17 protein-coding genes and 1 pseudogene are annotated in these 19,877 nt (G+C 72.6%); 10 read left to right on the top strand and 8 right to left on the bottom strand.

The window, feature by feature from the left end; translation table 11 throughout:
- The first annotated feature begins 10 nt into the window (after nt 1-10).
- From cysC to ACZ518_RS38715, 6 genes are read left to right on the top strand one after another with little or no spacing between them, the layout of a single operon-like run.
- On the top strand, nt 11-556 hold the full coding sequence (cysC, locus tag ACZ518_RS38740) for an adenylyl-sulfate kinase (protein WP_469117729.1): 546 nt from the start codon (nt 11-13) through the stop codon (nt 554-556).
- Nucleotides 553-1,479 carry a sulfate adenylyltransferase subunit CysD gene (gene cysD / locus ACZ518_RS38735; RefSeq protein ID WP_469117728.1) on the top strand — a complete coding sequence of 309 codons (927 nt, stop codon included), beginning with the start codon at nt 553-555 and terminating at the stop codon, nt 1,477-1,479. Before cysC ends, cysD begins: the two co-directional genes overlap by 4 nt.
- A 2-nt stretch (nt 1,480-1,481) precedes the next feature.
- On the top strand, nt 1,482-2,771 hold the full coding sequence (locus ACZ518_RS38730; RefSeq protein ID WP_469117727.1) for a sulfate adenylyltransferase subunit 1: 1,290 nt from the start codon (nt 1,482-1,484) through the stop codon (nt 2,769-2,771).
- A 2-nt stretch (nt 2,772-2,773) separates the two neighbouring features.
- Nucleotides 2,774-3,910 carry an aliphatic sulfonate ABC transporter substrate-binding protein gene (locus ACZ518_RS38725; protein ID WP_469117726.1) on the top strand — a complete coding sequence of 379 codons (1,137 nt, stop codon included), beginning with the start codon at nt 2,774-2,776 and terminating at the stop codon, nt 3,908-3,910.
- Nucleotides 3,911-3,916: 6 nt separating this feature from the next.
- The gene (locus ACZ518_RS38720) at nt 3,917-4,705 is read left to right on the top strand and encodes an ABC transporter ATP-binding protein (RefSeq protein WP_469117725.1); all 789 of its coding nucleotides are present in this window, start codon (nt 3,917-3,919) and stop codon (nt 4,703-4,705) included.
- Nucleotides 4,692-5,579, top strand: coding sequence for an ABC transporter permease (locus tag ACZ518_RS38715; RefSeq protein WP_469117724.1), 888 nt, complete (start codon nt 4,692-4,694; stop codon nt 5,577-5,579). The genes ACZ518_RS38720 and ACZ518_RS38715 overlap by 14 nt, the downstream gene beginning before the upstream one ends.
- A 29-nt stretch (nt 5,580-5,608) precedes the next feature.
- On the opposite strand, the gene ACZ518_RS38710 is transcribed toward ACZ518_RS38715, so the two are convergent.
- The 3 genes from ACZ518_RS38710 to ACZ518_RS38700 all read right to left on the bottom strand — a co-directional run bounded on the left by ACZ518_RS38710 (nt 5,609) and on the right by ACZ518_RS38700 (nt 8,884).
- Nucleotides 5,609-6,355 (bottom strand): sirohydrochlorin chelatase, encoded by a 747-nt coding sequence (locus ACZ518_RS38710; protein ID WP_469117723.1) that lies wholly within the window; start codon nt 6,353-6,355, stop codon nt 5,609-5,611.
- A gap of 14 nt (nt 6,356-6,369) precedes the next feature.
- Nucleotides 6,370-7,149: an AfsR/SARP family transcriptional regulator gene (locus ACZ518_RS38705; protein WP_331719299.1), complete on the bottom strand. Its 780-nt coding sequence runs from the start codon at nt 7,147-7,149 to the stop codon at nt 6,370-6,372.
- 316 nt (nt 7,150-7,465) lie between these two features.
- Nucleotides 7,466-8,884, bottom strand: coding sequence for an MFS transporter (locus ACZ518_RS38700; protein WP_469117722.1), 1,419 nt, complete (start codon nt 8,882-8,884; stop codon nt 7,466-7,468).
- Nucleotides 8,885-9,066: 182 nt separating this feature from the next.
- Between ACZ518_RS38700 and ACZ518_RS38695 the strand changes: the two genes are divergently transcribed.
- Nucleotides 9,067-9,666: a TetR/AcrR family transcriptional regulator gene (locus ACZ518_RS38695; protein WP_469117721.1), complete on the top strand. Its 600-nt coding sequence runs from the start codon at nt 9,067-9,069 to the stop codon at nt 9,664-9,666.
- Nucleotides 9,667-9,742: 76 nt separating this feature from the next.
- Here ACZ518_RS38695 and ACZ518_RS38690 read toward each other — a convergent pair whose 3' ends face one another.
- The 5 genes from ACZ518_RS38690 to ACZ518_RS38670 are packed head-to-tail and all read right to left on the bottom strand — an operon-like array spanning nt 9,743 to nt 16,991.
- Nucleotides 9,743-10,204: a nuclear transport factor 2 family protein gene (locus ACZ518_RS38690; RefSeq protein ID WP_469117720.1), complete on the bottom strand. Its 462-nt coding sequence runs from the start codon at nt 10,202-10,204 to the stop codon at nt 9,743-9,745.
- 38 nt (nt 10,205-10,242) lie between these two features.
- Complete coding sequence (locus tag ACZ518_RS38685) at nt 10,243-11,031, bottom strand: thioesterase II family protein (protein WP_469117719.1); 789 nt, start codon at nt 11,029-11,031, stop codon at nt 10,243-10,245.
- 5 nt (nt 11,032-11,036) lie between these two features.
- Nucleotides 11,037-12,641 (bottom strand): long-chain-fatty-acid--CoA ligase, encoded by a 1,605-nt coding sequence (locus ACZ518_RS38680; protein ID WP_469117718.1) that lies wholly within the window; start codon nt 12,639-12,641, stop codon nt 11,037-11,039.
- 46 nt (nt 12,642-12,687) lie between these two features.
- Nucleotides 12,688-16,680 (bottom strand): type I polyketide synthase, encoded by a 3,993-nt coding sequence (locus ACZ518_RS38675; RefSeq protein ID WP_469117717.1) that lies wholly within the window; start codon nt 16,678-16,680, stop codon nt 12,688-12,690.
- A gap of 14 nt (nt 16,681-16,694) precedes the next feature.
- Complete coding sequence (locus ACZ518_RS38670) at nt 16,695-16,991, bottom strand: acyl carrier protein (RefSeq protein WP_469117716.1); 297 nt, start codon at nt 16,989-16,991, stop codon at nt 16,695-16,697.
- 140 nt (nt 16,992-17,131) lie between these two features.
- Here ACZ518_RS38670 and ACZ518_RS38665 point away from each other — a divergent pair, with 140 nt between their 5' ends.
- From ACZ518_RS38665 to ACZ518_RS38655, 3 genes and pseudogenes are all read left to right on the top strand, one after another.
- A complete protein-coding gene (locus tag ACZ518_RS38665) occupies nt 17,132-17,875 on the top strand; it encodes a 2OG-Fe dioxygenase family protein (protein ID WP_469117715.1) in 744 nt (247 codons plus the stop codon).
- A gap of 1 nt (nt 17,876) precedes the next feature.
- Entirely contained in the window at nt 17,877-19,739 is a 1,863-nt protein-coding gene (locus tag ACZ518_RS38660; protein ID WP_469117714.1) for a 2-oxoacid:acceptor oxidoreductase subunit alpha, read from the top strand.
- Nucleotides 19,732-19,877, top strand: a pseudogene (locus ACZ518_RS38655) (2-oxoacid:ferredoxin oxidoreductase subunit beta); the annotation flags it as partial. The gene ACZ518_RS38660 and the pseudogene ACZ518_RS38655, both read left to right, overlap by 8 nt.

Genomic DNA, 19,877 nt, shown 5'->3' with positions numbered 1-19,877 from the left:
GGAGAAGCGGATGAGCGTGACCGGCCAGGGAGCCACGGTGTGGCTGACCGGTCTGCCCAGCGCGGGCAAGACCACGATCGCGTACGCGCTGGCCGGGCGGCTGCGCGCCGAGGGCCACCGGGTGGAGGTGCTCGACGGGGACGAGATCCGCGAGTTCCTCTCGGCGGGTCTGGGCTTCAGCCGTGAGGACCGGCACACCAACGTGCAGCGGATCGGGTTCGTCGCCGAACTCCTCGCCAGCAACGGCGTGAAGGCGCTCGTCCCGGTCATCGCGCCCTTCGCCGACAGCCGCGAAGCGGTTCGGAAGCGGCACGCGGCCGCCGGGACGACATACGTCGAGGTGCACGTGGCGACCCCGGTCGAGGTGTGCTCCGAGCGCGACGTGAAGGGCCTGTACGCGAAGCAGGCGGCGGGCGAGATCTCCGGTCTGACCGGCGTCGACGACCCCTACGAGGCACCGCAGGACCCGGACCTGCGGATCGAGTCGCACACGCAGACCGTCCGGGAATCCGCAGCCGCGCTCTTCGCGCTGCTCGAACAGAGGGGTCTCGCGTGACCACCGTCATCCCCATCAACAGGGCCGCGAGGGCGCTGAACCACCTGGACTCCATGGAGTCGGAGGCGGTGCACATCTTCCGTGAGGTGGCGGGCGAGTTCGAGAAGCCGGTGATCCTGTTCTCCGGCGGCAAGGACTCCATCGTCATGCTGCACCTGGCGCTGAAGGCGTTCGCGCCGGCGGCGGTGCCGTTCTCGCTGCTGCACGTGGACACCGGGCACAACTTCCCCGAGGTCCTCGCCTACCGCGACCGCGCCGTCGAGAAGCACGGCCTGCGCCTGCACGTGGCCTCCGTCCAGGAGTACATCGACGCCGGCAAGCTCCGCGAGCGCCCCGACGGCGTCCGCAACCCGCTCCAGACCGTCCCGCTGACCGAGGCGATCCAGCAGCTGAAGTTCGACGCCGTGTTCGGCGGCGGCCGCCGCGACGAGGAGAAGGCCCGCGCCAAGGAGCGCGTGTTCTCCCTGCGCGACGAGTTCTCCCAGTGGGACCCGCGCCGCCAGCGCCCCGAGCTGTGGCAGCTCTACAACGGCCGCCACGCGCCCGGCGAGCACGTCCGCGTCTTCCCGCTCTCCAACTGGACCGAGCTGGACGTGTGGCAGTACATCGCCCGCGAGGGCATCGAGCTCCCCGAGATCTACTTCGCCCACGAGCGGGACGTCTTCCAGCGGGGCGGCATGTGGCTCACCGCCGGCGAATGGGGCGGGCCGAAGGAGTCCGAACCCGTGGAGCGCCGGAGGATCCGCTACCGCACCGTCGGTGACATGTCCTGCACCGGTGCCGTCGACTCCGACGCCGCCGACCTGGACGCCGTGATCGCCGAGATCGCCGTGTCCCGCCTCACCGAGCGGGGCGCGACCCGCGCCGACGACAAGCTGTCCGAGGCCGCGATGGAAGACCGCAAGCGCGAAGGGTACTTCTAACCATGGACGACACGACGACGCTGCTGCGCTTCGCGACCGCCGGGTCCGTGGACGACGGCAAGTCCACCCTGGTCGGACGGCTCCTCCACGACTCCAAATCGGTCCTCGCCGACCAGCTGGAGGCCGTGGAGCGGGTCTCCCAGGACCGCGGCCAGGACGCCCCGGACCTGGCGCTGCTGACCGACGGCCTGCGGGCCGAGCGGGAGCAGGGCATCACGATCGACGTGGCCTACCGCTACTTCGCCACCGCCCGCCGCCGGTTCATCCTCGCCGACACCCCCGGGCACGTGCAGTACACCCGGAACATGGTCACCGGCGCCTCCACCGCCGACCTCGCCGTGGTCCTCGTCGACGCCCGCAACGGCGTCATCGAGCAGACCCGCCGGCACGCCGCCGTCGCCGCCCTCCTGCGCGTCCCCCACGTCGTCCTCGCCGTCAACAAGATGGACCTCGTCGGCTACGACGAGGGCGTCTTCGCCGCCGTCACCGCCGAGTTCAACGGCTACGCCGCCCGCCTCGGCCTCCACGACGTCACCGCGGTCCCCATATCGGCCCTGGCCGGGGACAACGTGGTCGAGCCCTCCGCGAACATGGACTGGTACGGCGGCCCGACCGTCCTGGAGCACCTGGAGACCGTCCCCGTCAGCGACGGGCTGACCGCCGGACCCGCCCGCCTCCCCGTCCAGTACGTGATCCGCCCGCAGACCGCCGAGCACCCCGACTACCGCGGCTACGCGGGCCAGATCGCCTCCGGCGTCCTGCGCGTCGGCGAGGCCGTCACCGTCCTGCCCTCGGGCCGTACGTCCGTCATCGAGGGCATCGACGCCCTCGGGGTCCCCGTAGAGGCGGCCTGCGCCCCGCAGTCCGTCACGGTCCGCCTCGCCGACGACGTCGACGTCTCCCGCGGCGACCTCATCGCCCCCGAGGGGGCCGCCCCGGCCACCACGCAGGACGTCGTCGCCACCGTCTGCCACGTCGCCGACCGGCCCCTCGCCGTCGGCCAGCGCGTCCTCCTCAAGCACACCACCCGCACGGTCAAGGCGATCGTCAGGGAGATCCCGTCCCGGCTGACCCTCGCGGACCTGTCCCAGCACCTCGACCCCGGCCGGCTGGTGGCCAACGACATCGGCCGCGTCGTCGTCCGCACCGGCGAGGCCCTCGCGCTCGACGCGTACGCGGACTCCCGCCGCACCGGGTCGTTCCTCCTCATCGACCCCTCGGACGGAACCACCCTGACCGCCGGCATGGCGGGCGAGGCCTTCACCGGGCACGAGAACGAATGGACCCTCTGACGATGCCCCCACCGCGCCGCCGCCCCCACCTCCTGCGCCGGCCCCGACCCGTCGCGGCCCTCGCCCTGCTGCTCGCCGCCGCCCTCACCTCCTGCGGCTACGGATCCCGGGCGGTCAGGGTCCCGGACGCGGCCCCGGCGGCCGCCGCCGGCGCCGAGAAGCTCTCCGCCGCCGGGGTCCGCGTCGGCTACTTCCCCAACCTGACCCACGCCACCGCCCTGGTCGGCGTACGGGAGGGCCTGATCCAGCGGGAGCTGGGCGGGACCGTCCTGAAGACCACCACCTTCAACGCCGGCCCCGCCGAGATCGAGGCCCTGAACGCGGGCTCCGTCGACATCGGCTTCATCGGGCCCTCGCCCGCCGTCAACGGCTACGTCAAGTCCAAGGGCTCGAACCTGCGGATCATCTCCGGCTCCGCCTCCGGCGGCGTCAAGCTCGTCGTGAACCCGGACAAGATCAAGACCCTCGACGACCTGAAGGGCAGGAGGATCGCCACCCCGCAGCTCGGCAACACCCAGGACGTGGCCTTCCTCCACTGGATCGCCGCACGCGGCTGGAAGGTCGACGCGGCCGGCGGCCGGGGCGACGTCTCCGTCGTCCGCACCGACAACACCGTCACCCCCGACGCCTACCGCTCCGGTGCCGTCGACGGCGCCTGGGTGCCGGAGCCGACCGCGTCCAAGCTCGTCGCCGAGGGTGCCGCCGTCCTGCTCGACGAGCGGGACCTGTGGCCGGGCGGGAAGTTCGTCATCACGAACGTCGTCGTCTCGCAGAAGTTCCTCAAGGAGCACCGGGACGTGGTCGAGGCCGTGCTGCGCGGCACGGTGCGGACCAACGAGTGGATCAACGCCGATCCGGACCGGGCCAAGGCCTCCGCCAACGCCGCCCTGAAGACCCTCAGCGGCAAGGAGCTGGAGCCCGAGGTCGTCGACGCGGCCTGGCCCGGGATCCTCGTCACCGACGACCCCCTCGCCACCACCCTGAAGGCCCAGTCCGACCACGCCGTCGCGGCCGGGCTCCTGGAACGGCCCGACCTCGACGGCATCTACGACCTCGGACCGCTCAACGCGGTCCTCGGCTCCCTGCACAAGCCCACCGTCGACCACGCGGGTCTCGGCACCGCCGACCAAGGAAGGTGACCCGCGATGGCGACCGCCCTGATCAACGCGGAGCACAGCACCGCCACGGCCCGTGCGGCCGTACGCATCGAGCACGTCTCGAAGTCCTTCTCCGGCCCGGCCGGACCGCAGCTCGTCCTGGACGACATCAGCCTCGATCTCGCTCCCGGAGAGTTCGTCACCCTCCTCGGCGCCTCCGGCTGCGGCAAGTCCACCCTGCTCAACCTGGTGGCCGGCCTGGACTCGCCGACGGCCGGCACCATCGAGACCCTCGGCCGTCCGGCCCTGATGTTCCAGGAGCACGCCCTCTTCCCGTGGCTCACCGCCGGCAAGAACATCGAGCTGGCCCTGCGGCTGCGCGGGGTCGCCAAGGCCGACCGCAAGCCCGAGGCCGAACGGCTGCTGGAACTGGTCCGCCTCGGCGGCGCCCACGGCAAGCGCGTCCACGAACTCTCCGGCGGCATGCGCCAGCGCGTCGCCCTCGCCCGCGCCCTCGCCCAGGACAGCCGCCTCCTGCTGATGGACGAGCCCTTCGCGGCCCTCGACGCCATCACCCGCGACGTCCTGCACGGCGAACTCACCCGCATCTGGCAGGAGACCGGGCTCTCGGTCCTCTTCGTCACCCACAACGTGCGCGAGGCCGTCCGCCTCGCCCAGCGCGTCGTCCTCCTCTCCTCCCGCCCCGGACGCGTCGCCCGCGAATGGGCCGTGGACCTGGACCAGCCGCGCCGCATCGAGGACGCGGCGGTCGCGGACCTGTCCCTGGAGATCACCGAACACCTGCGAGGGGAGATCCGCCGCCATGGCCGCCACTGAACTCGGGCCCCGTGAACTCAGGCCCCGGACCGCCGCCAACGAGCTGGCCGGGCTGGACGCGCTCGAAACCCGCCAGGGAGCCCGCACCCCGCTGCGCCGGGTGCTCCTGGCCAAGGCCCTGCCCCCGCTCACGGCCGTGGTCCTGGTGCTGACGGCCTGGCAGGTCCTCACCCTGGCCGGGGTCACCGACGCCTACATCCTCCCGCCGCCGTCCGCGGTCTGGGACAGCCTGGCCGACCTCTGGTTCAAGGGCACCCTCTTCGACGTCCTCTGGACCAGCGTCTGGCGCGGCCTGTCGGGCTTCCTGCTGGCCCTGGCCATCGGTACCCCGCTCGGCCTGGTCGTGGCCCGGGTGAGGTTCGTCCGCGCCGCCGTCGGCCCGGTCCTGTCCGGCCTGCAGTCCCTGCCCTCGGTGGCCTGGGTGCCCCCGGCGGTGCTCTGGCTGGGCCTGGACAACTCGATGATGTACGCCGTCATCCTGCTCGGCGCCACCCCCTCCATCGCCAACGGCCTGGTCTCCGGCATCGACCAGGTCCCGCCGCTGTTCCTGCGCGCAGGCCGCTCGCTGGGCGCCAGCGGCCTGCGCGGCGCCCGGTACGTCGTGATGCCGGCCGCCCTGCCCGGCTACCTGGCCGGGCTCAAGCAGGGCTGGGCCTTCTCCTGGCGGTCCCTGATGGCCGCCGAGATCATCGCCAGCTCCCCCGATCTGGGCCTCGGCCTCGGCCAGTTGCTGGAATCGGGGCGCGAGACCTCCGACATGGCCCGGATCTTCCTGGCCATCATCCTGATCCTGCTGGTCGGAGTCGCCGTCGAACTGCTGGTCTTCGCCCCGGCGGAGCGGCGGATGCTGCGCCGCCGCGGCCTGCGCGGCTGACCCGCCGCCCGGAGCGCCCGGCGCCCGCGTCAGCCCGTGAGGGCGAGGGCGTCAGGCCTAGCCCGGGCGGCGTCGTACCGGAGCAGTACGAGCCGCGCCAGTTCCGGAGCGGCGCCGAGCACGGCGCCCAGGTGGTCCGCCCCGGCTCCGGCGGCGCCCGCCGCGATCCGGTCCGGGAGCCGGCCCGGTGCCAGGACGTACGGGGCCACCGCGATCCGCTCCGCGCCCTCGGCGCGCAGCGCCCGTACGGCGTCCTCGGTGCGGGGGAAGGCGCCGCCCGAGGCGAACGCGGGCCGTACGGCCCGCCATCCGGTGCGCTGCCACCGCCGGGCGATCCCGGCGAACGAGGCGGCCGCCTCCGGGTCGGTCGTGCCCGCGCCCGCGAGGACCACGGCGGTCGCCGTACGCGCCCCCGGGCCGAGGCCGGCCTCGTACAGCCGGCGCTCCAGTACCGCGGTCAGCAGCGGGTCCGGGCCCAGTACGCGGGCCTGGCGCACCGTCAGGGACGACGGCGCCCGGCGCAGTGCGCCGGGCAGGTCGACCGAGGCGTGGAAGGCGCGGGCCAGCAGCAGGGGCTGTACCACCACGCTCCGGGCGCCGAGGCGGGCCAGTTGTTCCAGCCCGCCCGGTACGGAGGGCGCGTCGAAGTCCAGGAAGGCCGCGGTGACGGGCAGTCCGGGCCTCGCCGACCGGATCCGCCGGGTGAGCGCGCGCACCGTCCGCGCGTGCCGGGGGTCACGGCTGCCGTGCGCGACCAGCAGCAGGAAGTCGCCCATCGCGGGGCTCCCGGCTAGCCCGCGACGAGGGCCGGCACCGGCCAGTAGGGCTCGTCCTGGAGCAGCATCGGGTCGTGGGTGAGGATCGCCCGCTCGTACTGGCTCAGGACGGGGGAGGGCTCGATGCCCTGGGACTCGATCATGTTGTGCCGGCACTGGCGGTAGACCGTCAGCGCGTCGAGCTGCCGGCCCGAGCGGTACAGGGCGCGCATGAGCAGCATGCAGAACTGCTCGTGGTTCGGGTTGCGCGAGTACAGCTCGGTCAGCTCCGGGAGGATCCGTTCGTGGCCGCCGGTGCGGAGTTCTAGATCGTAAAGCAGAATGAGCGCCGAATTCCGCGCCTCCAGATATCGGGTGGAGGCGGTCCGGCAGATAGGGCCGCCGGCCAGTCCGCCGAATACCGGGCCGCGCCAGCGGGATAATCCCTCGCGGAGGTCGGTGATGTTCTGGCGGTGGTCGGAGAGGGTGTCCGTCCCCGAGCGCGCGTGGATCGCGTCCACGGTGTCGAGGAACACGTAGGCGTCGAGTTCCCACCGGTCGAAGAGGAACTGGTAGCCGGAGGTGCTCGTCACCACCCGCGAGCCCTGGCGTTCGGGCTCCACGGCGGCGAGGGTCCTGCGGACCCTGCTGACCTGCGCCTGAAGGGCGTTCTCGACCTTGTTGGGGGGTGTGGTCCCCCACAGTTCGAGGATGAGGGAGTCGACGGTGACGAGCGATCCGCCGGCCGCGAGCAGGGTCGCCAGGAGCGTCTGCTGCATGGCGCCGCCGAGCCTGACGGCGACTCTCTGTTTCATTATCTCTATGGATCCCAGGACTGAGAACAGCAACACAAACATCTCCCCGCGAGATGGAAAGAGAACGGTGTCGTGTGCGAGCTGGTGATGCTCTGAATTCCTAGTGGACCGATCGGTCCCGACCGTACTTGCTCAGGTGGGAGCATGTCAATGAAGCCCCCGCGCTCCATCGGTCGGAATGCCGTACGGACGTGCAAACACGACAAAGGCCGTGCAACACGCCCGGCACCGGATGCGGGGGATCCAATGGGTGCGCCGGACGTGCTGCACGGCCGATCGGGGGGAGGGGGCGCCGCCGCGGCGGCGCCCCCTCCGGTCAGGCGGCGGCCTTCTGGCGGTAGCGGGCGGCGCCCGCCAGGGCCACGAGGGTCACGCCGAGGGTGAGGATCGTGACGGTCCACAGGCCGGCCCGGTAGGGGGCGATCCCGCCGGTGCTGAGCGAGAAGACGGTCGCGGTGAGCGCGATGACCACGCCGTTGCCGATCTGCGCGCCGGCGTTGAACAGGCCCGAGACCAGGCCCTGCTCGTCCGGCGAGGCCGTGCCGACGGCGGCGATGTTCAGTGCCGGGTAGACGGCGGCGAAGCCGAGGCCGCCGAGGAGCTGCTGCGCGAACAGCGTGACCAGCGGGTCGACCTGGCCCATCAGCAGGACCCAGCCGAGGTAGCCGATGCTCAGCAGGACCAGGCCGCCGGTCGCGACCGGCCAGGCACCGTACTTGGTGACCAGCGCGGCGCCGTAGCGGGCGGTGCCCGCGGTCAGCACGCCGCCGAGCAGGAAGGCCAGGCCGGCCTCCAGCGGGGACCAGCCCAGCTGCTCCTGGTAGTAGAGGGTCAGTACGAACTGGAAGGAGACGTAGGCGCCGAAGAAGAGCATCGCGATCAGGGACCGGGTCAGCTGGCCCTTGCGGAAGACCGACAGCGGCACCAGCGGGGCCGGGTGACGGCTCTCGACGACGGCGAACAGCGGGAAGAGGACGGCGGCGGCGATCAGCGAGCCGATGGTCTGGGCGTCGGCCCAGCCGTCACTGGCGGCCCGGCTGAGTCCGTAGACCAGGGCCACCGCGCCCGCCGTCACCGTGACGGCGCCGAGGATGTCGAGGCTGCCGCTCCTGCCCTTCTCCTGCTGCGAGGGGACGACCGACGCGGCGAGCATCGCGACCAGCACACCGGCGACGGCCGGGGCGAACAGGACGAGCCGCCAGGAGACGCCCGCCATCAGACCGCCGAGGATCAGGCCGAGGGAGTAGCCGGCCGAGGCCACGGCCAGGAAGGTGCCCAGGGCGCGGTTGCGTGACTGCTCGTCACGGAAGGCGTCGAGCAGGATCGCCATCGCGGCGGGAGCGGTGATGCCCGCGCTGACGCCCTTGAGGAGACGGGCGACGACCAGGACCACGCCGTCGTCGGCGATGCCGCCGAGAACGCTGGCGACGACGAACACCACCAGCCAGCCGATCAGCAGCTTCTTGCGGTTGTAGAGGTCGGCCAGCCGGCCGCCCAGGAGCAGGAACCCGCCGAAGCCCAGCGCGTACGCCGAGACGACCCACTGGAGTGCGGAGGTCGACATCCCCAGGTCCGCCTGGACCAGGGGGAGGGCCGGTCCCATGCTCGCGATGTCCATCGCGTCGAGGAACTGCACCGCGCACACGACCAGGAGCAGCAGGGGCAGGCTCTTGACGGCGGGGGCGGGCGGTACCACCCGTGCGATGGGAGGAGAGGTCGGGGATGCCTCGGTCATGATCAGACTCCGATCGGAGTGTCGTCGGAAGCAGTGAGCTCTACGGAAACGCTCTGGGAACGCGCTACGGAACAAGTGATGGACCGATCAGTCCAGGACTGATCGGTCCATTTCTAGCGCTCACAAACCCCGGTGTCAAACGTATGCTGGGAACCGCGGGGGAGAGGCGAAGGAGTTGAGACATGGCGCGCACACCGGCACCAGGCACGAGGCGGCGGATCCTGGAAGCCTCGGCCAAACTCTTCGGTGAGCAGGGGGTCCGGGCCGTCGGCATGCAGCAGGTGATCGACGCGACCGGAGTGGGCAAGAGCCTCCTCTACCGCGAGTTCGCCAGCAAGGACGAACTGATCGCGGCCTGGCTGCGCGAGAGCGACGCGAAGTGGTGGGAGCAGGCCGAGGAGGTCACCGCCCCCTACCCCGGGGACCCGGCCCGCCAGATCCTCGCGCTGATGGAGTTCTTCCACGCCAGCGTCCGGGAGCCCGACTTCCACGGCTGCATCTACTACAACACCTCCAGCGAGTTCCGCGAGCCCGGACACCCGGGCCGCCAGGAGGCGAAGCTGCACCTCAAGGGCCTGCGCAACTGGTTCCGCGACAAGGGCGTCGAGGCCCTTGCCGAGGACCCCGACGCCCTCGCCGACACACTGATGCTCATCGTCGGCGGCACCCTGGCCAACGGCGAGGTCCTCGGCGAGGCCGGCCCCGCCCGCATGGCCCTGGCCACCACCGAGCTGGTCCTGCGCCAGTACGCGCCGAACGCCATGGCGGCCGCCAGCCTCTGACGGCCCGAAGGCGACGCGCCCGGCCCCGCGGCACTGGGATGCCGCGGGGCCGGAGCGCGTCCGGGGGCGGTCCACGTCAGGGGCCGCCGGCGCCGGCACGGGTCGGCCGCGCGTGCCGTACGGCCACGCCGTGCTCCTCGTACCCGTCGTTGTACGAGAACGACGAGGGCATCCTGTCGTGGAACTGGTAGTCGGCCTGAATTCGACCGTCCTCGGCGAGCACGACGATGTCCTGACCGGACATCTCCATCTCGCCCGTGGCCGCCGACACCATCACCCAGTTGAACCGGACGACGTCGTGGTGGCCGGTCGCGTTGTTCGAGGACCGGAACTCGTACCCCATCGGGCCGTACACCTCGTGCGTGTAGGCCAGCTGGTCCAGGAGCGCCGCGTGCCCCCGGATCGGATCCTTGCGGTAGAACACGTAGACGCAGTCCGGCGCGTACAGGCCGTGCACCATGTCGCGCCTGCGGCGCTCGTCCTTCTCGTTCCACAACGCGACGTAGCGCGCGAGGAGTTCATTGGGTCGGGGCAGCATGACGGGGTACCTCCGGGTTCCGCTGGAACGCCGCCCGCTCAGCGCCCCGCGGCGTACCGCGGCAGCAGCTGGGCCAGGTCGGCCGTGATGGCACGGGCGTGGGCGCTCAGGTAGAAGTGGTCCCCGGGGAAGGTCCGGCACCCCAGGAACTCCGGCGTCCGCCCGGCCCACGACCGCATGGCGCCGGGCGCGAGGAGGGGATCCCCGCGCCCGGAGTAGGCGACGACGGGACAGCCCACGGCCGCCCCGTCGTCCGAGAAGTCCGCGCACACCGAGCCGTCCGCGCCCATCGCGCGGACCGCCCCCGCAAGCAGCTCCGGATCGTCGGCGACCGCCTCCGGCAGCCCGCCCAGCAGGCGCAGCGCCTCCAGCGGGTCCGCGGACAGCGCCGCCGGCGCCGAGAACCCCTCCGGGGCCCACCCCGACACGGCCAGGAGCACCGGCGCGGGCAGGCCCCGCCGCTCGGTCTCCACCGTCAGCCGGTAGCCCAGCAGCGCCCCCATCGAGTGCCCGAACACCGCGTAGGGGCGCTCGTCCAGCTCGTCCGACACCACCCGGGCGAGGGCCTCCACCAGCGGACCGAGCCGGCTGTACGGAGCCTCGCGCCGCCGCTCCTGCCGCCCCGGCAGCTGCACCGCCTGGCAGGCCACCGACCCGGGCAGCCGCTCCGGCCACTCCCGGTACATCGAGGCGCCGCCCCCGCTGTGGTGCAGCAGGAACAGCCGCGACTCCGCGTCCGGTTCGGCGTCGGCCGGGTGCAGCCACCGCGACGCGCCCTGCACCTCGGGCAGCGGGCCCGGAGGTCCGGGACCCCGTACGGCGTCCACGGCGGCTACCCGACCGGGGCGGGGGACCCGGCGGGGGACCGGCCCCCGGTGAACCGCTCCCGGAGCACCCGCCGCAGCACCTTCCCGGTGGGATTGCGCGGCAGCTCGGCGACGATGTCGTACCCCGTCGGGATCTTGAACCCGGCGATCCGGCCGTTCAGGAACCGCAGGAACTCCCGCGGGGTCGCCCCGGCGCCCTCGCGCAGCACCACCGCGGCACGGACGGCCTCACCCCAATCGGGGTGCGGGACCCCGTACACGGAGACCTCCGCCACCGCCGGGTGGGCCCGCAGCGCGTTCTCGACCTCCGTGGGATAGATGTTCTGGCCGGCGACGATGACGGTGTCGTTGACCCGGTCGGCGAGGAACAGGTAGCCGTCCGCGTCGACATGGCCCATGTCGCCCATCGACAGCCACTCCCCGGACTCCCCCGACAGGGCGTCGGCCGTCACCTCCGGCAGCCGCCAGTACTCCAGGAAGCGCGCCGGGCTCCTGACCACCACCCGGCCCACCTCGCCGGCCGGCAGCTCCCGGCCCTCCCCGTCCAGGATCCGCAGCCCGACACCGGGCACGGCCCGGCCCGCCGACCCCAGCACCCGGCTGTCCGCGGTGTGGTCCTCCGGCGCCAGAACGGTCAGGAAACTGCCCGCCTCCGCCGAGGAGTAGCCCTGCGCCAGCTCACAGCCCAGTACGTCGATGCAGGTCAGCAACAGCTCCCGGTCGATCGGCGAACCGCTGTAGACCACCTTGCGCAGCGAGCGGAAGGTCTCGCGGGTCGTCCCCCGCTCGGCCAGCATCATCCGCAGCATCGCGGGCGCCGCCCACAGGGTGGTGACCGCGTGCCGCTCGATCAGCCGGGTCGCCTCGTCGGCGACGAACTGCCGCATGACCACCGTGGTGGCGCCCGCGTTGAAGGAGTGCATGAACCAGCCGAAGCCGGCCGTGTGCAGCCCCGGGAAGCAGCTCAGCCCCCGGTCCTCGGGCCGCCAGTCGATCCAGTCCACCCCGGCCGCCCGGGTGTCGGCGATGAAGGTGAAGAAGGTCCGCTGCGCCAGCACCACCCCCTTCGGCAGCCCGGTCGTCCCGCTCGTGTACAGCTGCGCGACCGGGTCGTCGAAGCCGGCCCCGCCGGCCTCCGGCGGTTCCGTGTCCGGCAGCCCCGCCTTCCAGTCGAGGAACCCGCCCGCCACATGGCCGTCGGAGTCCGACTCGACGACCTGCCGCAGCTCGGGCAGCACCGCCCGCAGCCTGTCCACCAGGGGGCGGAACTCCCGCTCCACGAAGAGCAGTTCCGCCCGCGAGTCGCGCAGGACGTGCTCGACCTCGCCGACGGTGAGCCGCGAGTTCACCGGCACCAGCACCACGCCCGCCTTCGCGCAGCCGAGCGCCAGGTCGTAGTAGCGCTCCGACTCCCGGCCCAGATAGCCCACCCGCGCCCCGGCCGCCAGGCCCGCGGCCAGCAGCGCGTGTGCGGTCCGGTTGCTCTCCCGGTGCAGTTCGGCGAAGGTCAGCGCGCGGTCCTCGCAGATCACCGCGGGCCGGTCGGGCCGGGTCCGGGCGTGCAGCGCCGCGCGGGCGGCGAGGGTCCGGTCCTCCGTACGGTTGTCCATGGGGTTCCCTTGTCTTGGTCGCTCACGGGGTCGAGGGGGTGGGAGGTCAGGCCGCCGGGGGCACGGCGGCCCCGGCCGGTACCGCGTCGGCGGCCAGCCGTACGGACAGCAGCTCGGCGAGCTCCTCCACCGACGGGTGGTCGAAGACCGCGGAGGACACCAGCGGGATCCGCAGCAGCGTCTGGAGCTGGTTCTTCAGCACGATCGCCGTCAGCGAGTCCACGCCCAGCTCCAGGAAGCCCGCCCGGGTGTCGACGTACTCCGGGTCGTCGATCGCCAGCAGCGCCGCCACCGTCGCGCGGACCAGGGCGACCAGCGCCGTCCTGCGCTCCCCGGGCGCGGCCGCCGCCAGCGCCTCCACGTCCAGCGGTGCGGCCGAGGCCGCCGCCCGCGCCGTCCGCTCGGCGGCCGCCGCCTCCACCGGGCGGTCCGGCAGCCGGGTGAAGCCCATCCCGGACAGCTCCGCCACCGGCCGGCCGTCCTCCTCCAGCAGCAGCACGTCCAGGGTGAACGCCGGGTCCGCCGCCTCCGGGTCCGCGGCGCGCGTGACCCGGGCCGCGGAGCGCAGCACCTGCCCGCGCGGCTTCTTGAAGGCGCGCAGCCGGCCCGCGCTGGTGGCCACGTACCGGCGGCCGTCGTCGGCCAGTGCCGCCAGGGCGTGCGTCGCCCCGTCCAGCAGCGGCGGCGGCAGCAGCTCGGCCCGGGACAGGCCCGCGCCGGACAGCTCCGTCACCGCGAAGTCCGGGCCGTACGCCGCGACCCTGCGGGCCCGCAGGAACTGCGGCCCGTACTCCAGTCCGGCCTCGGCGTACGCGGCCTTCACCTCGCCGCCGTCCAGCACCCGCGAGGGCTCGTCGTCCTCCAGCGCCCCCGCCAGGGCCAGCAGCGTCCGGCCCGGGCCCGCGAGACCGCTGCCCGCGTAGTCGGCCTCGGCCGCGATGACGGCCGTGGCGTGGATCCGCCGGGCGCCTTCGGGCCCGTCCGCGGCCCGGCTGGAGACCTCCACCGCCAGGCTCCCGTCGGGCGCGGTCCGCACCCGGGTCACCAGCAGCACCGGCCGGTCCGACAGGAACAGCGCCTCGTGGAAGCGGACGTCCTCCACCGCCCGGCCGGTGTCCCCGTGGACCTCGTCCTGTACCGCGAGCAGCAGCTCCAGATAGGCCGAAGCGGGCAGGAAGGCCTGGCCGCCGATGGTGTGGTCCGCCAGGTACGCGGGCTGCGCGGCACTGATCCGTGCCGTGAACTCCCGTGTCCCGCCGGCCTGTTCGCCCTCCCGGCCGAGCAGCGGGTGCCCGTCGCCGCCTGCCCCGCGCCGCCCGGCCGGGCGGGCCGGGAGCCGGTACTCGCGCCGGTCGAAGGCGTACCCGGGCAGCGCGATCCGCCGCCCCGGCCCGTCCGCGTGCACCGCGCCCCAGTCGATGTTCAGCCCCGCCGCGTACGCGCCCGCCAGCGCGGTGTCCAGGGCCGCGCCCGCGGTGTCCTTCGAACGCAGACTGGTCAGCCAGCGGTGCTGCTCCTGCGGTACGCAGCGCCGGGCCAGCGAGGTCAGCGCCGAGGACGGCCCCACCTCCAGGAACACGTGCCGGCCGCGCTCCGCGACCGTGCGCACCCCCGCCGCGAACTCGACGGTCTCGTTGACGTGGCGCACCCAGTACCCGGGCGTCGCCAGCTCCCGGGGATCGGCGATCCGCCCCGTCAGGTTCGACACGATCGGCAGCTGCGGCTCGTGGAAGGCGATCCCGCGCAGCACCTCGGCCAGCGGCTCGGACACCCCGGCCATCAGCGGCGAGTGGAACGCCGACGTCACGTGCAGCTCCGTCACCGTCCACCCCGCCGCGCGCAGCGCGTCCACCGCCTCCGCCAGCGCCCCGGTCCCGCCGGACACCACGCACTGCTGCGGGGCGTTGACCGCCGCCACGGCCAGCTCCGGCCAGCGCTCCAGCAGCGGCCGGACCTCCTCCACGGGCGCCGACACCGCCGCCATCGAGCCGGGGACGCCCTCCGACTCGATCAGCCGGGAACGGGCGGCGAGGAACGCGACCCCGTCGGCGAGGGTGAACAGCCCGGCCACCGTCGCCGCGACGATCTCGCCGACGCTGTGCCCGATCAGCACGCTCGGCCGCACCCCCCACGACAGCCACAGCCGGGCGAGCGCGTACTCCAGCGTGAACAGGGCCGCGTGCGTGAACGGCGTACGGGCGAGGGTCTCCTCGGCGTCCGGCGCGTCACCGAACATCACCGCCGCCACGGAACGCCCCAGCAGCGGTGCGAACAGCGCGTCGCACTCGTCGACGCACCGGGTGAACACGGCGAACCGGCCGTACAGGGCCCGGCCCATGCCCACGTACTGCGAACCGGAGCCGGTGAACAGGAAGGCCGTCTTGCGGAACGCGTCGGGCTTCTCCTCGCCCCGGGGCGGCGCACCCCACCGCTCCAGGTGGCCGGCCAGCTCGGCGGTGGAGGACACGGCCGCCGCCGCCCGGTGGCGGAAGTGCGAGCGGCCCGTGGCCCGGGTGCGGCACAGGTCGGCGAGGCCGGTGTCCGGGTGTTCCGCGAGGAAGCGGGCGTACCGGCGGGCCTGGAGCCGCAGCGCCGGCCGCGACTTGGCGGACAGCGTGAAGACGTGCCCGCGCCCCTCCCGCTCCGGGGGAGCCGGCGGTACCGCGCCCGCCGCCGCCGGGGGCTCCTCCATCACCGCCACCGCGATCGCCCCGGCGACCCCGAAGCCGTTGACCGTGGCCCGGCGCACCGGGGCCTTCCACGGCCGCTCCGCGTCCGCCACCTCGATCGGGTAGTTCTCCCAGGGGATCCGCCCGGACAGGTTCCGCCACACGTGCGGGAAGAAGGCCCCCGCCCGCATCTGCGTGATCACCTTGATGACCGCGCCCAGCCCGGCCGCGGGCTCCATGTGCCCGAGGTTGGCCTTCAGCGAGCCGATGACCAGCGGGTCCTCCCGGTCGCGCGAGGCGCCGAACACCCCGTTGACGGAGCCCAGCTCGATCGGGTCGCCCAGCGGGGTCCCCGTCCCGTGCGCCTCCACGTACTGGATGTCGCCCGGCTCGAGCCGCGCGTCGGCCAGCGCCGCCCGCATCACGGCCTCCTGCGCCGTGCCGTTGGGCGCGCTCAGGCCCGCGCTCTCGCCGTCCTGCCCGATCGCGGTCCCGCGTACGAGCGCCAGCACCCGGTCCCCGTCCGCCAGCGCGTCGGAGAGCCGCTTGAGCACCAGCGCCCCGCAGCCCTCGGCGCGCGCGTAGCCGTCGGCGCTCTCGTCGAAGGTCTTGCAGTGCCCGTCCGGGGCCAGCATCTGCGCGTGCGAGAGGATCACGTACGAGCGCGGGTTGTGCAGGGTGTTCACCCCGGCGCACAACGCGATCCCGCACTCGCGGCGCCGCAGCCCCTCGACCGCCAGGTGCAGGGCCGTCAGCGACGCCGCGCACGCGGTGTCCGTCGTCAGGCTCGGGCCGCGCCAGCCCAGGAAGTACGAGAGCCGCCCCGACAGGGAGTACGCGCCCAGCCCGGTCGTCAGGCTCCCGTCGAGCTGTTCGTCCGAGAGCCCCTCCAGCTCCAGCGCGAAGTCCAGCGGGGAAGCGCCCACGTAGACGCCGCCGTCGCCGTGCCGCAGTCCGGCCGGGTCGATGCCGGCGTCCTCCAGGGCCCGCCACACCGTCTCCATCAGCAGCCGCTGCGCCGGATCGACGAAGGGAGCGTCCTTCGGCGGAATGTTGAAGAACTGCGCGTCGAATTCGTCTATACGGTCCAGGAAACCACCGGCGACCGCGGTGATCGAACCGTCGGCCACCTCCGGAACCCAGCGGTCGCGCGGCAGCGGGCCGATACCGGAACGCCCCTCCCGGAGAAAGGAATCGAGCTCGTCAACGGAATTGTTCCCGCCGGGAAGGCGCATTCCGATACCGATCACGGCGATCGGCTCGTGCTTCTCGGAAAGGAACCGCCCGATCTCCGTTTCCTGCCTGCGGACGGTCTCCTCCGCGGCTTCGAGCCTTTCCTGTAGATTCCGCTCTTCCGGAGTTCCGGGCATGGCGGCCGCCCCTCTCAATTCGCTTCGAAGATGTCGGCCAGGACGTCCGAGGCCAGATAGTCGGTCAGCCGCTCGACGGTGGGCTGATTGAACAGGGCCGTGCTGCTGATGCCCCGCCCCAGCCGCTCCTCCAGCCGCTGCTTGACCATGGTGAGCAGCAAGGACGTCATGCCGAGCTCGAAGAAGCTGTCCTCCAGCGGCAGCTCCTCCTCATCGGGCATGAGCAGCGCGGTCTTGAATTCCGCCACGACGATTTCTTCCAGGACCGTCCGGCGTTCCGACCTGGGCGAGGCCACTAATTGATCCGTCATACCGGTCGAGTGAAGCACAGCGCCCGTGACGGTCTGCTGACGCCCTCCTGACCCGCCGGACCGGTCAGTTCAGCGTCAGCAGTGCTGTGGGAGCCTCGGCGGAGCAGCAGTGCGTGAGATCCGGCGTGGAGGAGCCAACAATGCAGAGCGAAGCACGGGAAGAACTGCGGGCCAACGGATATTCGTTGCTGCCGGCCGACCGGCTCGTCATCGATGCCGAATTGCGGCAGCACGTCAAGGAACTGGCCGCCGAATGGGAGCACCTGGAGACCGACCAGTACCTGAAGGGCGGCTCCCGTTTCCGCGAGCGCGCCTACGACCGCTTCTTCTTCGTGCCCCGCACCGGAGAGGTCCGGCTGCGCCCGCACCGCCCCTACTTCCAGTCGATGAACGCCAACGACTACGCCGGCGGCATCGACCGCGACGTGGCACCGCTGAGCCGCGCCACCCTGGACAACCCGCTGCTGACCCGGCTCCTGCGCGCCGACTTCGCGAAGTTCCCCGTTCCCGAGGACTCCTGGCTGGACGACCCCTGGGACGTCCAGTGCCACCAGTTCCGGATCATCAGCACCCCCGACGAGACGGGGGAGCCCACCCCGGAGGGCCCGCACCGCGACGAGGTCGACTTCGGCGCGATCCACCTGATGGGCCGCTTCAACGCCCGGGGCGGCGAGTCCCAGGTCTACAGCCTGGAGAAGGACCTCGTGGCCGAGTTCTGCCTGACCGAGCAGATGGACACCATGTTCTGGGCCGACGCCCGGATCCTCCACGCCGTCCGCCCGATCCACGCCGTCGACCCGGCGAAGGCGGCGGTCCGGGACGTGCTGATCCTGGGCTACAAGCACGAGCCGGAGCTGCGCCGCGAAGAGCAGAACGCCGCCTGACATGGCGACGACTACCCAGACCCGCCGTGTCGACCGCGTGGTCATCCGTTTCGCGGGTGACTCGGGTGACGGTATGCAGCTGACGGGTGACCGTTTCACCTCGGAGACGGCGTCCTTCGGCAACGACCTCTCGACGCTGCCGAACTTCCCCGCCGAGATCCGGGCCCCCGCCGGGACCCTGCCGGGCGTGTCGTCGTTCCAGCTGCATTTCGCGGACCACGACATCCTCACGCCCGGTGACGCGCCGGACGTGCTGGTCGCGATGAATCCGGCGGCGCTCAAGGCCAACATCGCGGACGTGCCGCGCGGTGCGGAGATCATCGTCAACACCGACGAGTTCACCAAGCGCCCGATGGCCAAGGTCGGCTACGAGACCTCCCCGCTGGAGGACGGCTCCCTGGACGCCTACCGCGTCCACGCCGTCCCGCTGACCACCCTGACGGTGGAGGCCCTGAAGGACTTCGGGCTCTCCCGCAAGGAGGCCGAGCGCAGCAAGAACATGTTCGCCCTCGGTCTCCTGTCGTGGATGTACCACCGCCCGACCGGGGGCACGGAGTCCTTCCTGAGGAAGAAGTTCGCGAAGAAGCCCGGCATCGCCGAGGCGAACGTGGCGGCCCTGAAGGCCGGCTGGAACTTCGGCGAGACGACCGAGGACTTCGCCGTCTCCTACGAGGTCGCCCCCGCGACCAGGGCCTTCCGCCCCGGCACCTACCGCAACATCTCGGGCAACCTGGCCCTCTCCTACGGCCTGATCGCCGCCGCGCACGCCGCCGACCTGCCGCTCTACCTGGGCTCCTACCCGATCACCCCGGCGACGGACATCCTGCACGAGCTGAGCAGGCACAAGAACTTCGGAGTACGGACCTTCCAGGCCGAGGACGAGATCGCCGGCATCGGCGCCGCCCTCGGAGCGGCCTTCGGCGGCTCGCTCGCCGTCACCACGACCTCCGGCCCGGGCGTCGCCCTCAAATCGGAGACCATCGGCCTCGCCGTCTCCCTCGAACTGCCCCTCCTCATCGTGGACATCCAGCGCGGCGGGCCGTCCACCGGACTGCCGACCAAGACCGAGCAGGCGGACCTCCTCCAGGCCATGTACGGCCGCAACGGCGAGGCCCCCGTCCCCGTCGTCGCCCCCAGGACGGCCGCCGACTGCTTCGACGCCACCCTCGAGGCCGCCCGTATCGCCCTCACCTACCGCACCCCGGTCTTCGTCCTCTCCGACGGCTACCTCGCCAACGGCTCCGAACCCTGGCGCGTCCCGCACCCCGACGAACTGCCCGACCTGCGCACCCGGTTCGCGACGGGCCCCAACCACACGCTGCCCGACGGCACCGAGGTGTTCTGGCCCTACAAGCGGGACCCCGGGACCCTGGCCCGCCCCTGGGCGGTCCCGGGCACGCCGGGTCTGGAGCACCGGATCGGCGGGATCGAGAAGCAGGACGGCACGGGCAACATCAGCTACGACCCGGCCAACCACGACTTCATGGTCCGCACCCGGCAGGCCAAGATCGACGGCATCGAGGTCCCGGACCTGGAGGCCGACGACCCCGACGGCGCCCGCACCCTCGTCCTGGGCTGGGGCTCCACCTACGGCCCCATCACCGCCGCAGTCCGGCGGCTGCGCCGGGACGGAGAGGCGATCGCGCAGGCCCACCTGCGCCACCTCAACCCCTTCCCGCGAAACCTCGGCGACCTCCTCGCCCGCTACGAACGGGTCGTCGTCCCCGAGATGAACCTCGGCCAGCTCGCCACCCTCATCCGCGCCCGGTACCTGGTGGACGCCCGCTCCCACACCCAGGTCAACGGCATGCCGTTCAAGGCCGAGCAGCTCGCCACGGTCCTGAAGGAGGCCATCGATGACTGAGGCACTGAGCCTGATCCCCAGGGCGGAGGCGAAACTCGCCGCCAAGGACTTCAAGTCGGACCAGGAGGTCCGCTGGTGTCCGGGCTGCGGGGACTACGCGGTCCTGGCCGCCGTCCAGGGCTTCATGCCCGAGCTCGG

Source organism: Streptomyces sp. NPDC033966 (assembly GCF_055575955.1).
The sequence above is the reverse complement of the archived record's forward strand: the minus strand, read 5'-3'. Positions and strand labels throughout refer to the sequence as shown.

Coding starts and splice junctions, on each gene's coding strand:
- cysC (WP_469117729.1), top strand. CDS start 11: ATGAGCGTGACCGGCCAGGGAGCCACGGTGTGGCTGACCGGTCTGCCC.
- ACZ518_RS38730 (WP_469117727.1), top strand. CDS start 1,482: ATGGACGACACGACGACGCTGCTGCGCTTCGCGACCGCCGGGTCCGTG.
- ACZ518_RS38725 (WP_469117726.1), top strand. CDS start 2,774: ATGCCCCCACCGCGCCGCCGCCCCCACCTCCTGCGCCGGCCCCGACCC.
- ACZ518_RS38720 (WP_469117725.1), top strand. CDS start 3,917: ATGGCGACCGCCCTGATCAACGCGGAGCACAGCACCGCCACGGCCCGT.
- ACZ518_RS38715 (WP_469117724.1), top strand. CDS start 4,692: ATGGCCGCCACTGAACTCGGGCCCCGTGAACTCAGGCCCCGGACCGCC.
- ACZ518_RS38710 (WP_469117723.1), bottom strand. CDS start 6,355: ATGGGCGACTTCCTGCTGCTGGTCGCGCACGGCAGCCGTGACCCCCGG.
- ACZ518_RS38705 (WP_331719299.1), bottom strand. CDS start 7,149: ATGAAACAGAGAGTCGCCGTCAGGCTCGGCGGCGCCATGCAGCAGACG.
- ACZ518_RS38700 (WP_469117722.1), bottom strand. CDS start 8,884: ATGACCGAGGCATCCCCGACCTCTCCTCCCATCGCACGGGTGGTACCG.
- ACZ518_RS38695 (WP_469117721.1), top strand. CDS start 9,067: ATGGCGCGCACACCGGCACCAGGCACGAGGCGGCGGATCCTGGAAGCC.
- ACZ518_RS38690 (WP_469117720.1), bottom strand. CDS start 10,204: ATGCTGCCCCGACCCAATGAACTCCTCGCGCGCTACGTCGCGTTGTGG.
- ACZ518_RS38680 (WP_469117718.1), bottom strand. CDS start 12,641: ATGGACAACCGTACGGAGGACCGGACCCTCGCCGCCCGCGCGGCGCTG.
- ACZ518_RS38675 (WP_469117717.1), bottom strand. CDS start 16,680: ATGCCCGGAACTCCGGAAGAGCGGAATCTACAGGAAAGGCTCGAAGCC.
- ACZ518_RS38670 (WP_469117716.1), bottom strand. CDS start 16,991: ATGACGGATCAATTAGTGGCCTCGCCCAGGTCGGAACGCCGGACGGTC.
- ACZ518_RS38665 (WP_469117715.1), top strand. CDS start 17,132: ATGCAGAGCGAAGCACGGGAAGAACTGCGGGCCAACGGATATTCGTTG.
- ACZ518_RS38660 (WP_469117714.1), top strand. CDS start 17,877: ATGGCGACGACTACCCAGACCCGCCGTGTCGACCGCGTGGTCATCCGT.